Origin of the sequence: Bacteroides sp. 519, assembly GCF_010500955.1 — a bacterium.
GTDB lineage: Bacteria > Bacteroidota > Bacteroidia > Bacteroidales > Bacteroidaceae > Bacteroides.
This window is the reverse complement of the sequence record NZ_QVMJ01000001.1, coordinates 420527-433091: the sequence shown is the minus strand read 5'-3', so window position 1 is coordinate 433091 and position 12565 is coordinate 420527. Positions and strand designations below refer to the sequence as shown.

Annotated in this window: 8 protein-coding genes; 2 read left to right on the top strand and 6 right to left on the bottom strand. The window is 40.5% G+C overall.

The features are described 5' to 3' along the window. Nucleotides 1-70: 70 nt before the first annotated feature. The 5 genes from D0T85_RS02010 to D0T85_RS01990 form a co-directional block, all read right to left on the bottom strand. Nucleotides 71-1735, bottom strand: a complete 1665-nt coding sequence (locus D0T85_RS02010; protein ID WP_163209658.1) for a hypothetical protein — start codon at nucleotides 1733-1735, stop codon at nucleotides 71-73. Between the two features lie 173 nt (nucleotides 1736-1908). Then, the gene (locus D0T85_RS02005; RefSeq protein WP_163209656.1) at nucleotides 1909-3441 is read right to left on the bottom strand and encodes a DUF3868 domain-containing protein; all 1533 of its coding nucleotides are present in this window, start codon (nucleotides 3439-3441) and stop codon (nucleotides 1909-1911) included. A 154-nt stretch (nucleotides 3442-3595) separates the two neighbouring features. Then, nucleotides 3596-4192, bottom strand: a complete 597-nt coding sequence (locus D0T85_RS02000) for a DUF3575 domain-containing protein (protein WP_163209654.1) — start codon at nucleotides 4190-4192, stop codon at nucleotides 3596-3598. Between the two features lie 19 nt (nucleotides 4193-4211). Beyond that, nucleotides 4212-4550: a hypothetical protein gene (locus D0T85_RS01995; protein WP_163209652.1), complete on the bottom strand. Its 339-nt coding sequence runs from the start codon at nucleotides 4548-4550 to the stop codon at nucleotides 4212-4214. Nucleotides 4551-5019: 469 nt separating this feature from the next. Next, on the bottom strand, nucleotides 5020-6003 hold the full coding sequence (locus tag D0T85_RS01990) for a site-specific integrase (protein WP_163209650.1): 984 nt from the start codon (nucleotides 6001-6003) through the stop codon (nucleotides 5020-5022). Between the two features lie 505 nt (nucleotides 6004-6508). Here D0T85_RS01990 and D0T85_RS01985 point away from each other — a divergent pair. Further along, a complete protein-coding gene (locus tag D0T85_RS01985; protein WP_163209647.1) occupies nucleotides 6509-6892 on the top strand; it encodes a hypothetical protein in 384 nt (127 codons plus the stop codon). Nucleotides 6893-7569: 677 nt separating this feature from the next. Here the strand turns inward: D0T85_RS01985 and D0T85_RS01980 are convergent. Beyond that, complete coding sequence (locus D0T85_RS01980; protein WP_163209645.1) at nucleotides 7570-8094, bottom strand: hypothetical protein; 525 nt, start codon at nucleotides 8092-8094, stop codon at nucleotides 7570-7572. A 273-nt stretch (nucleotides 8095-8367) separates the two neighbouring features. Between D0T85_RS01980 and D0T85_RS01975 the strand changes: the two genes are divergently transcribed. After that, complete coding sequence (locus D0T85_RS01975) at nucleotides 8368-12408, top strand: glycoside hydrolase family 2 TIM barrel-domain containing protein (RefSeq protein ID WP_163209643.1); 4041 nt, start codon at nucleotides 8368-8370, stop codon at nucleotides 12406-12408. Nucleotides 12409-12565 lie beyond the last annotated feature (157 nt).

Genomic DNA, 12565 nt, shown 5'->3' with positions numbered 1-12565 from the left:
AATAAATAATTATGGGTTTCCCCGATTGTTCTTTTGTTCTTCTGTCTAAATACCATCCGCATGGCAATTCTCAATTTTCAATTGCATTAAGGTGTTCTTGTAAATTATAATCCTGTATCATCTTACTGATCTCCGGATCGCGCTGCGCCCTGTTTATCTTGCCCGGATCCAGTCGGCAAGCTTCCATCAGATGATCAACTGCGGCCTGCATTTCCTTCAACCGGCTACATAAAATGGCGGCCAGGTAGTGTGTGTTTGCTGTTTGAGGCAGGGTAGCAAGCATATTGTATGCCCGGCCGTTATATCCCAAACAGGTTAGTGCTACAGCGGTATTGTAATCATCATAATCGCTCAATATATTCAGGGCGCGTTGGTATTCGCGGTTCCTCAACAGTTTCAGGGCGTGCATATATTCGGTACGCTGATCGGCTGTGAAGGCTGGGTTACCCAGCAAGCTGCCATCGGCCAGCTCGTCCATCGAGGATATTACGTAGCTTAACGTATCTATATATTGTATTTTATAGTAGCTGCGGTCTACTGCGGTAATGTTACCACCAAGAGTTAGTTTCAGGTTCTTCATACCAGCCGTTACCGGATAGGTACGCGTGTAGCGGTAGCTGTAGTTTTTACCCGGAACAATGGTTGTACTGTAATGGGCATCCGGACGGTAAGGTGCAGGCACCATGTACTTAAACACCTCTTGCTGGCGCGAACCTCTTGCCTCGTTAGCAGCTATTTTATCGTGTAACAGATACTCGTTGGCCAGTGCAATGGAGTCTTTGTCGCGCGGTAGCAATGGGCCCAGATCTTCGGGAGTGATGTTTTTGAAGTAAAACTCACGATACTGCACAGGAATGGCATCCAATGTTATCTGCCGTTTTACGGGCGACGATGCAATGATCTTCTTACGTTCTGCACGGTATTTACGGCCCAGCTCGGTGGTGTCGGCACGCATAGCTAGTCGGCGGTTAAACTGTGGCCGGTACTTCTGTTCGTGCTTTATCAGCTTCTGGCGTAATTCTTCACTGTGTTTTACGTTATAGGCATCGTATTTGGCTTGTTGGGTGTTGCGCCAGTCGCGGTATTCCTGCATCAGTGCCCATTTGTTGTAGTAAGAGTCGAGTTCTGTTTGACGACGCTTACCCAGTTCACGGTTCACCCCACGGTGGTTCACAAAAGCAGAGTCGTAGGCCGAAGGATCAATAATTCCATCCAGGTATTGCTGAAAACGTTCATAGTCTTTTTTCTGTAGTTCGATAAAGTTTTTACCACGCAACACCACATCGTCAAGGTTTACTACCGAATCGGGAGTAATCAGCTCGGGGGTAATGGTTAATTGAAAATCGTCGGATAGGTAGGCCTCGGGAACATGGATAATAAAATCTATGTTAACCTGCCCTTCGCGCACGGGGGCAAAGCGGGCACGCGAAGTAACGGTTACCTGAGACAGCGTGTATACTTTATTGGTATCCAACCGGGATTCGTCCGGATTGTTATCGTTAATGTTTGCGAGTTGTGGCTGTTCACTGTAGTTTACCTGTTCGTTCAACACCATCGGTCCCTGACTACCAGTACCTTGCCCCGGACGTACGCCCGGATGGGTAATAGTAATGCGACTACGCTCCAGAAACAAGCGTTCTGTTAGATGGCGTTTACGGGTGTTGTTAGTGCCACAGGAGGCTAATACAAACAACAGGGTACAAAGCAGGTATAGGTATAAATTTCTCTCTCTCATAAAATCTAATGTGCCAATAGGATAATGTGCCAATATGCTAATATGCCAATAGGATAATGTGTCAATAGGATAATATGCCAATGTAAAAATGTGCCAATAGGAATGTAATTATGTAATTGATTAATTATGCGCAGCCAATTGGCACATTGGCATATTAGCACATTGGCACATTATTATTTCCGTTTCAATTCGTCTTCTCTCTTCTTTGCCAACTCTTGCAAGTTGTGGGCAGCTTCGGTTACTCCACCAATAGAAGCTTGGTTTAATAAGTCTTCGGCTTTATCCAGTTCTCCACGTAGCATGTAAATAATACCCAGGTTGTTCCAGGCTTCGGGCAAAGCGGGAGCTTTTTCTAATAATCGCAGGGCGGTGTTTTCTTCACCATTCTCTATCAACAGGGCAGCGGCGTTATTCAAAGCTACGGGGTCGCTGTCGAAGTATTTAGGAATGGTTTCCATAATAATCTTTTTATATTCGGCAGTGCCTTTACCGTACTCCAAAGCTACACTGTAGAGTTCCAGATGCGACAGGTTTTCGGGGTTAGTGTTCATCAGCTGACGGGCTTCGGTAGTGGTGTAACTACGTACTGCGTAATCAATCTGATATTCTACACGACGCAGTTCGGGGAAAACATCACGAAGCAAAGCATTGTAAACCGATAAGCCTTTCAAACGGGCTTCTTTGGCATCGGGATCGGCACTGCTGTCAATAATAGCTAAGATCTGTTCTTTCTGGGTAAGGTTGCTCTCTTCAATCTTACTTTTCAGACCTGCCCAGTCTTCGCCAATGGAGCGAACGGTAAACAGATTTTCGGCCAGCATATAATGATTCTTTATATAATCTTTCAAGGCAGTGGCACGTTCGCGAGCCAATTTCTCGTTGCTGGCGTATTTGCCTTCGGGCGAGGCATAACCTTCAATAAACAAACCGGTTATTTCGGCATCCTGATCGCTCATTACTTCAAGGAAAGCATTGTTGATTTTTCCTAACTCAACCGGGTTCCGACGGAAGTCGGGAAGTATTGCCGAACGACCAACCTGAAAGTCAAGAAAAGCACTTCCTTGTCTGTTGCGGGTTTTTACTTCAACTTTAGGATCAACAAGAGCAACCAGCGATTGTACTTCGTAAGGGGGACGAGGAGCAAGTTTTACACGATCGCTCAACTTATAGGTATACATATTTACCTGACTACGACAACCTATCAACTCCTGACGAAGAAACAAACTTGCATTATCCATCCAACGTTCGTAAGGGATAGCAATCTGGTAGCTCATACTCTCGTCGGTATATTTATTGGTGTTAACAATCATTTGGGGTGCATCGTAAAGCGCAAGCCATTCGTTGCTGGCAACCATAAACCAACGGCTGTTAATTTTGCTGCGGGTTTTACCATTTAGCTGTACATAAGGAAGATCGAGGGTGTTTTTACCATTTCGAAGCTCGGGGGTAAAATACATGCCCGAACAGTTAGGCACAGCACTAGCCTCAACATTTACGTTGAAACAAACAATTAAACTGTCGTTGCGCTCGGAAAACTCGGTCGACTCTACGTAAACGGAGCCTTTGTAATTTTGGGCGGTGACGGGAACAGAATAAAAGGTTATAAAAAGGGTTATAAAGGTTATAAAGTAATGAGTTTTGAGTTTTGAGTTTTGAGTTACGATGCCGTATGGTAGGTAACGACTCAGTTTATTTTTATTTTTCATCTTCATGTTATTTTTTTGTTTGAAACGCAGATTAACGCGGATTAACGCAGATTATTTTAAGCAAGTGTTCATAATTACTTTGGCAATTACCAATTAGAGATTAATCTGCGTTAATTCGCGTTAATCTGCGTTTCAAAAATCAGTAGCTTCATTTTCATTTCAAGAAATAAATCAAACTCAACCCAATCTTAGTAGGGCCAACGTAGTGTGTAGTACCCTCGTCGAGCTTTGGCCCGCACTTGGGTGCTTCGAACTTTTCGTAATCAATATAGGCATAGCCAAAGCCAACAGTGGCTTCCATGGACCAACGGGGAGATAGCAACCAATGGTAACCCCACGAAACGCCTCCACCAGCTAGCCAACCGCGGTAGCGGTGGTCTTTTAAGCCGCTAATGAAACCTATGTTACCTACATTAAAATTGGAATAGTGACCATGAACACCAAAGAAGTGACCTACAAACGACTCGCAAAGCCAGTAGCGAACTTCGGGTTGAACGGTTAGGTTTTTCCACTTGGTGTTGTCCTTGAAACTTATAGGGTTGTAGATTACCGGCACATCAAGGGTAAAACGCTTATTGAGTTTTAACTCAACGCCAAGATTCAGCCCCAAGCTTACATCGTAAAGAAGATTACTCTTCACTGCGATACTTGGAATTGGATCGTAAAGGCGATAAGGGAAAACTTCCTGGCTGCGAGCTACCCCTGAGGCCAGCGTGAAAACAAGGATGAATATCAGTATTATTCGGGTCATGAGATTACGATTTACTTTTTTACTTTTTAGCATTTAACACTTCGGACGAAGATTTTACCCCTGATAACCAGTGCTTAAAGCTACGGTTAAACTGTAAAACACTACGGGGAAACTCGCGTTTTGATTCAGTAGGAATGAAAGGAGAATCAACCACTTTACGCAGACTAAGAAGGATATTAGTCAATGTTTCGTTGTCAATATTACTCTTAGCCCCTTCCAGATAACTACGTAAACGAACACGCTCTAAAACAGCATTACGTCGTTTCTCAGTACGGAACATAGATAAGTTGGTATCTGCACATAGTGTATTGGCTTTATGAAGCAGATAAATTAAGTACAAGGTTTTTTCGTTAAGCATCGCGTCTATCAGTCGTTAGTCGTTTAAAAGTCCGTCTCTTGTTAGAAGATGGACAGCGAGCAACTAAGACCACAAAGCCAATTCGTAATATGCAACATTAATTGTTGAATATTATCATCAAAGGCTGTCTATTACACTTTGATTTTTATTGCTTTTTTTAATAATAAGACCCCAAAAGCATTTGGGTAGGGGGAAGTATGCGAAATTGGAAGGAAAAAGGAGGATTATACAACAATTTGCGTTAATTAGAGTTAAAGAATCGAGTGAAGAATAATTTGATCGTAATCATATTTCTTCATCTGTATTATATATTAAGTAGTAACTGTATAATCCTGTTACTAAACTTCGATAAAAGAAAAATTGGCATTTATTCGCTAACTATTGGCCAATTCATCTATTTAGCCTATCTTTGCAACAGATTCAATGTCCATCTTCTAACAAGAGACAGACCCAAGTCGTGTAATCATTATTAACCACCCGAAGCATCATTCTGCCAATTAGAACGAGGTGGTTTATTCTTCTTAGATTGCACTTGTTGCTTACTACTCATTTTTAAAACAGCATTTATAACTGCCTGATTGGCACGTAACAGAATAGGTTGATCAAAGGATTTAAGGTAAACATGGGTAACCTCTTCGCTTTGATGCCCCATAGCTTGGCTAATAACAGCAGTAGGAACCCCCTCGTGATAGGCTATAGTGGCCCAACTGTGTCGGGATACATACGAGGTAAGGTTCTCTTCGATGTTTAACTGCGCAGCTATTTTCTTTAGTCGCCGGTTATATGTACGAAGCGAACTGGAGTACAAACGTTGTGTATCTTCCGCATTGGTGCTATTAAGTATTGGCAAAAGGTAAGGCAAGTTAGCTGTTTTACTCTCGTACTTCCGGATAATTTTCAAAGCAACCGAATCGACTGCTACATGAACAGTTGAAGTGGTTTTACGCCGCCGATAAACAATTGTATTATTGTTATAAACATCGGTTTTAAGCAAATGGGCTAAATCTATATAGGCAATGCCCTGAAGATAGAAACTGAGCATAAACATATCGCGGGCAAATTCTAAACCAGAATTACTACTAAAGTCGGCTTCGCTGATTGTAGAAATAACTTTGCCTGATACGGCACGCTTCAAAGTTGGAACTGTTTTGGTGTGCAAGTGATCGAACAAACCGGATTGGGATTCAACAAGACCGTTTTTTACTGCTTTATTATACATGGCACGAACATGCGATATATAGAATACAACAGTATTCTGGCTCAGGCCGGAATTGATCAGGTGCTTTTGATAGGCAAGCAACCAATCCGGAGCAAAACAATTGTGTAATTCAATTTCATTTTTATGAAACAACAACATACTACGCAAGGTAGTTAAATAGGTCTCAGCTGTACGATAACGCCCATGAAGCTTATAATCGTCGGCTAATCCAATTACAAATTCTGATAGACTCATCCTTTTTTTCATTTTAATTGATTAACTCCTGAAAGAATTCAGACTAAACTATATACTTAACAATAACAAAAAAAAGAAGTTTAAAGGATATAAGAAAGAAAAGGAAGAAGAAAATCTTGTACCGGCTCTTTGGTTTAGTTACAGATTGTAATTATCAAGATAGCATACCTTCGGCATGCATTGATTATGCCATCTTATGATCCCGAAGCTAAAGCAACGGGCTACCAAGATTAACAACCGTTCCGGTTGAACCATGCGGCCTCGCAAAGGGGAGGTCTTTTTAATTCATATTAAATTTATTGTAATTCATATTTAGTTTATACATTTGTAGCGAATAATAACTAAAACCAACCAATTTATGACAAAATTTTCTATCTATCATTTCTTTTTATTGGCTTTTATATTTGGATCATGCTCTAAGGATTATGGCGTAAACAAAATTGACTTAATAGAAAGATTAACACCGCAAAACACATTGGTATAACACCTAATAAATAAGAAGAATATGAAAACAATGATTGTCTGCTTGACATCATGTGCCAGTGATAAAGAAACTGAGGATTCAGGATATCCACTTGAAATAACCAGCAATCATCTTGCCATAGATCACCTTCATCCCAAAGCCGAAAGTGTTATCTCTAGTGGAAATGGTGATTATACACTTACATTATTAAAAGATTATCATGTTGATGAAGAATATAAAGATTTCCCGATTGAGGAACTGTTAAGTATAAAAATAGAGGGTGAAAAAATAATCGCAGAACGATTGTTGCTTAAAGAATATTATTTATGTGTTAATTATATGCTTTCAGATGCAAAAGGATATACCAAAATAATTACTATAGAAAATCCAGGTATGGAGAATTTCCCAAGTTTAGATAGACAATAACTCCTTTTAACTCCCAACCAAGTACACAATTCTATTCCATTCTGAGTTTTTGAACCGCTGAGTTACGCGGAGTTTTAGTTTTCCTGCGGCATCAAAATAAAAACTCTGCGTAACTTAGCGTAACTCAGCGGTTCAATTTTCCTCTGGTTTCACAGTAGGAAGCTAACTGTTTCACGGTAAGAAACTAACAGTTTTACAGTAGGAAACTAACAGTTTCACGGTAGGAAACCAACAGTTTTCTATGTAGAAAACAACTTGTTTTCTATGTAGGAAACAGTTGGTTTCCTATATATGAAACTACTTGTTTCACTGCACAAAACCAAAATGAAACTAGTTGTTTCATGTGCATCTCACATGCTGGAAAATTTTGATTTCCAATTTCTACGTAGAGGATAAATATGAGTTATATTTTTATAACTCACTGATATTTAGCAGCTAATAGAAAACACCTTAGTGATAGCAGTGGTAGATATTTTTTACTATCACTGCATCTGCCACTAATTTAATCAACTGTTTATCAGAATGTTATCACTGCTAGTGATAGCAGTGATAGCAAAATGGCGAAAAAACATTTTCTGAGGAAATAGCAAACCGCAAGTTGCACGCTGGCATCTTGTTGTTTAACCCTCCATTACAATCTCGCAAGCTACGTAATCTTGGTCAAGTTGTCGGACGGTTTACATTGTTTCATAAGAAATCCACTCATCATTAACTTCCTCACAAGCATTACATATTGTCTTTATTGTAATCCAATCAAAACCTTCTGCCCAATCATCTTTATCAAATTCATCTCCACATTCTTCTATAAAATCTTCTTGTCCTTGAGAATGAATATTGACTATCATTGAATGTTCAGATTTATAACATTTGTTACAATGCCATTTTTTAGTACTTGGTCTTGGTTGGTCTTTTGAATCGCCTCCACAAACAAATCCATTCCATCCGTGAAAGTCATTGTCGAAAATCAAATGCTCTTTATTGCAACTATTACACTTTACTTTTACTATCAAGAAATAGTTTCCGTCAATTTCAGTTACTTTGATTACTTGTTCTTTAGAGTAATCGGAATCATCAGCAACGATTTCAATTGTAAAACTCTCAGACCCACAATCACAAGTAATTTTCCCCGTGACTTCAAACTCACTATTACTATCTCCTATCGGTTTTAAGATACTTTTTAAATGTTTTGGAACAGGTATCATCTTTCTATTTTTATACTTCAAAAGAAGCGATTGTTAATTAACACTATCATATAATTTCTACCTCGTCCCCAAAAATACTATTTATCTGTCAAACTGGCATTATATCTGATATAAAACTATGAAATACAGCCGATTTTATAGGATTTTACACACGCTTGTGGCACAAAAAACTTAAATTATTCTTTTTTATGTCTTGAGATGAGTATAAAACCATATATCTTTGTCTCTTTATATAAATCATAGAATAATAACCAATTTTAATTCTGAAAACCTATGCGAAAAACTATCCTGGCGCTTGCATGCTGTATGGCAACAATGCAGGTTTGGGCCGATCATCCACCATTAAAAGGGTATAACTATTTTCAGGCAGAAGCGCCTGAGGGTAATGAATGGGAATCTCCCGAAAACATTGCCTTAAACAAAGAGCAACCACGTGCCCGGTTCTTTTCTTTCCCTGATACCGAGAGTGCACGTAAAGTATTACCGGAAAACAGTAAATTCTGGAAATCGCTGAACGGTGATTGGAAGTTCAACTGGGCTCCCGATCCGGATTCACGACCAACCGACTTTTACAAAACCGAATTTGATGTTTCGGGTTGGGATGAAATTGCAGTTCCTTCTAACTGGAATATATATGGAATACAAAAAGATGGAAGCCAAAAGTATGGTACTCCTATTTATGTAAATCAACCGGTTATTTTTCAACACAGTGTGAAAGTAGACGACTGGCGCGGTGGCGTAATGCGTACTCCGCCTGCCGAATGGACTACCTTTAAACATCGTAACGAAGTAGGGTCTTATCGCCGCGAGTTCGATATCCCAATGGATTGGGATGGTCGTGAAGTATTTATTAACTTCGATGGGGTAGATTCTTTCTTCTATCTATGGATAAACGGCAAATATGTTGGTTTTTCTAAAAACTCGCGTAATGCTGCTGCATTTAACATTACCCCTTATTTGCAAAAGGGCAAGAACATAATAGCTGCCGAAGTTTACCGTAGTTCCGATGGTTCCTTCCTCGAAGCACAGGATATGTTTCGCTTACCTGGAATTTTCCGTACGGTGGCTTTATACTCAACCCCAAAAACACACATCAGGAATCTTGTTGTTATTCCCGACCTTGATGATACATATACCAATGGTTCGCTTACCATTAATGCGGATATCCGCAATTTAGGAAAGAAAGCCGTTAAGGATTATCGGTTGATATATACGTTGTATGAAAACAAACTGTACTCTGACGAAAATACGGTAGTAGCAAGTAAAGATGCATACATCCCAACAGTAAATCCTAACGGAATAACTGAAGCAGCAGATGCAGTTTTAACCATCGAAACACCTAAAAAATGGTCGGCCGAATTACCATACAGATATACATTGGTTGCCGAGCTGAAAGATAAGAAAAACAAAACCATTGAAACTGTTTCAACTTATGTAGGATTCCGCAAAGTTGAAATTAAAGATACTCCCGCTTCGGAAGATGAATTCGGATTGGCCGGACGTTACTATTATATAAACGGTAAACCGGTGAAATTGAAAGGTGTAAACCGCCATGAAACAAATCCGGCTGTAGGGCATACCATAACCCACGAAATGATGGAAAAGGAAGTTATGTTGATGAAACAAGCCAACATTAACCATGTGCGCAACTCGCATTATCCACCTGCTCCATACTGGTATTATCTGGCAGATAAATATGGTATCTATCTGGAAGATGAAGCCAATATCGAATCGCATCAGTACTACTATGGAACTGCTTCACTCTCTCATCCTGCCGAATGGGAAAATGCACACGTAGCACGTGTACTCGAAATGACTCATGCCACAATCAACAATCCATCGGTTGTTATCTGGTCGTTGGGTAATGAAGCCGGACCGGGTAAGAACTTTGTAACAGCATACAATGAGTTGAAGAAAGTTGATACCTCGCGCCCTGTACAATACGAGCGCAACAACAGTATTGTTGATATGGGATCTAACCAATATCCTTCTATTGCATGGACTCGCAATGCAGTAAAAGGGGGCTTTAATATTAAATATCCATTCCATATTTCGGAATATGCACACTCAATGGGTAATGCTTGCGGAAACCTGGTTGATTACTGGGAAGCGATTGAATCGACTAACTTCTTCTGTGGTGGTGCCATCTGGGACTGGGTAGACCAAGCTCTTTACAACTACGATAAAGCCACCGGAAAACGCTACCTGGCTTATGGTGGTGATTTTGGTGATATCCCTAACGATGGACAGTTTGTGATGAACGGTATTATGTTTGCCGATCTGGAGCCCAAACCCCAATATTACGAAGTTAGAAAAGTTTATCAGCACATTGATGTAAAAGCAACGGATCTGGCCATGGGCCAATTCGAAGTATTCAATAAATACTACTTCAAGGATTTATCGGATTATGAAGTAAAATGGTCGGTCTACGAAAACGGAAAGGAAGTGAAAAACGGTACTGCCGAATTGGGTACAATACCTGCACGCTCGCGTGGAACAATCCGGATTCCTTATTCGCTCAGAACATTGAAGGTTAATTCGGAATACTTCCTGAAAATTCAATTTGTATTGAAGAAGGATGCGCCATGGGCCAACAAATCGTTTGTACAGGCCGAAGAACAGATTCTGCTCAGAGAAGCCGTAAACCGTCCGTCAATTGCAGAAGCGTTAACAAGTACTGAACAACTGGGATTTAGCATAACCGAAAACATAGTTACCATTAAAGGTACTGCTTTTGAAACGCAATTCGATACCAATACCGGTACTATTCACAGCTTATTATATGGAAACGAAACTATAATTGCCAATGGAAACGGACCAAAACTGGATGCTTTCCGTGCATTTGTAAACAATGACAATTGGGCATATCGCCAATGGTTTGAAAACGGATTACATAACCTGCAACACAAAGCTACCGGCAACCGCATATTTAAGAAGAAAGATGGTACGGTTGTTTTATCGTTTACAGTAGAATCGCAAGCACCTAATGCAGCACGCATTAATGGCCGTGCCGATTCCGGCAGATTTACATTGGAGGAATTAACAGATCGTCCGTTTGGTACAAACGATTTCAAATTCACAACCAATCAGATATGGACTGTGTATCCGGATGGTTCAATTGAACTTCAATCAAGCATAACCTCTAGTAACCCAACGTTAGCATTGCCACGCTTGGGATATGTGATGAGAGTTCCGCAAAAGTATGCTAACTTTGCGTACTACGGCCGCGGTCCGATTGATAACTATGCCGACCGTAAGAGTGGACAGTTTATTGAGATTCACAAAAACACTGTTGAAGGTGAATTCGTTAACTTCCCCAAACCACAGGATATGGCTAACCACGAAGATGTACGCTGGTGTGCATTAACCAATAACTCCGGAGCAGGTGCGGTATTTGTAGCAGGTACTCATTTATCGGTTGCTGCTTTACCCTACTCTGCCCTCGACATGACAATGGCTCCACATCCTCTCCAGTTACCGGCAGCAGGTGATACGTATCTTCACCTTGATCTTGGTTCAACCGGATTGGGTGGAAACAGTTGCGGACAAGGACCTCCTTTAACCGACGACCGTGTGTTTGCATCTAATCATACCATGAGCTTTATTATTCGTCCGGCAGCCGGAAAAGACCTTTCCGAAACAGCCAATGTTACCACCGCCGGAGAAATTCCTTTAACAATTGCACGCAATCGTGCAGGTATGGTTACATTATCAACCACCCGTCCTAATACAACAATAATGTATACGGTTAAGGATGCTGCTTCTAAACCCAAAAGAGTGGAAAAAGGAAAGGATTATACCGAACCATTTTCTTTACGTAATGGTGGTACAGTTACTGCATGGTATAAAGATAATGCTGATATAAGTACAACTGTGACTTTCGAAAAAATAGAAAGTATTGCTACCGAAGTTATTTTTGCCAGCAGTGAGGAAGTTGGTTATGGAGATGCCAAACATCTTACAGACGGTGACCCCAATACGATATGGCATACCATGTATTCTGTAACCGTAGCTAAATATCCACATTGGGTAGACTTAGATGCAGGCGAAGTAAAATCAATCAAAGGCTTTACATACCTACCCCGCCAAGAAGGCAATAACGGTAATGTAAAAGATTACACCATACATGTTAGTAATGATGCCAAAGAATGGGGAGAACCTGTGTATACAGGAACTTTCAACAGAGATAGCCGCGAGAAAAGAGTGATATTTGATAAACCTGTAAAAGCAAGATACATCCGCTTTACTGCGCTTAATGAGCAGCGTGGGCAGGATTATGCTTCGGGTGCGGAATTAGGCATTCTGGCAGAATAAATTGTGTTAACCGCAGATTAACAGATTATTTTGTTTTAGACACGGATGACGCGGATTACACGGATTTAAATACACGGATAAATTCATTCTTTTATTTAATCCGTGTTTCTTAATCCGTGTAATCCGCGCAATCCGTGTCTAAAACAAAAACTATTTT

Coding starts and splice junctions, on each gene's coding strand:
- D0T85_RS02010 (WP_163209658.1), bottom strand. CDS start 1,735: ATGAGAGAGAGAAATTTATACCTATACCTGCTTTGTACCCTGTTGTTT.
- D0T85_RS02005 (WP_163209656.1), bottom strand. CDS start 3,441: ATGAAAAATAAAAATAAACTGAGTCGTTACCTACCATACGGCATCGTA.
- D0T85_RS02000 (WP_163209654.1), bottom strand. CDS start 4,192: ATGACCCGAATAATACTGATATTCATCCTTGTTTTCACGCTGGCCTCA.
- D0T85_RS01995 (WP_163209652.1), bottom strand. CDS start 4,550: ATGCTTAACGAAAAAACCTTGTACTTAATTTATCTGCTTCATAAAGCC.
- D0T85_RS01990 (WP_163209650.1), bottom strand. CDS start 6,003: ATGAGTCTATCAGAATTTGTAATTGGATTAGCCGACGATTATAAGCTT.
- D0T85_RS01985 (WP_163209647.1), top strand. CDS start 6,509: ATGAAAACAATGATTGTCTGCTTGACATCATGTGCCAGTGATAAAGAA.
- D0T85_RS01980 (WP_163209645.1), bottom strand. CDS start 8,094: ATGATACCTGTTCCAAAACATTTAAAAAGTATCTTAAAACCGATAGGA.
- D0T85_RS01975 (WP_163209643.1), top strand. CDS start 8,368: ATGCGAAAAACTATCCTGGCGCTTGCATGCTGTATGGCAACAATGCAG.